At 63.0% G+C, this 365-nt stretch carries 1 pseudogene; it reads left to right on the top strand.

Annotated elements, in window-relative coordinates:
- Nucleotides 1–146: 146 nt before the first annotated feature.
- Nucleotides 147–365, top strand: a pseudogene (locus ACO0LB_RS20665) (S9 family peptidase); the annotation flags it as partial.

Genomic DNA, 365 nt, shown 5'->3' with positions numbered 1-365 from the left:
ATCGCCCCATGTCAGCTCACTTGCGATACGTACAGAACGCAGCGGTAAATACCGGTTACGGGCGGCCATGGCAGCTTGGCATGGCGTGTATCGATGGGCAATAATATTGCCCGCAACAACCTTTTTCAATTCTCCGGACCACGCTCATGACCTCTCCCCGTCTTCGCCGCTCCATCGGCTCGCTGCTGATCGCAGCGGCCTGCGCCTCGCTCGCTTGCACCACGCATGCCGCCGACACCACGCTTGCCGCGCCAGCCGCCGCTGCCCAACAAGCCAAGCACGCCATCACGCATGAAGACGTGTGGCTGATGAAGCGCGTCGGCGCGCCCGTCGCCAGCCCGGACGGCAAGTGGGCCGTATTTTCC

The sequence above is a fragment of the Undibacterium sp. SXout7W genome (genome assembly GCF_049339385.1).
In the GTDB taxonomy this organism is placed as follows: Bacteria; Pseudomonadota; Gammaproteobacteria; order Burkholderiales; family Burkholderiaceae_D; genus Undibacterium.
Note: the sequence above shows the minus strand (reverse complement) of the source record. Positions and strands in the feature narration are given on the sequence as shown.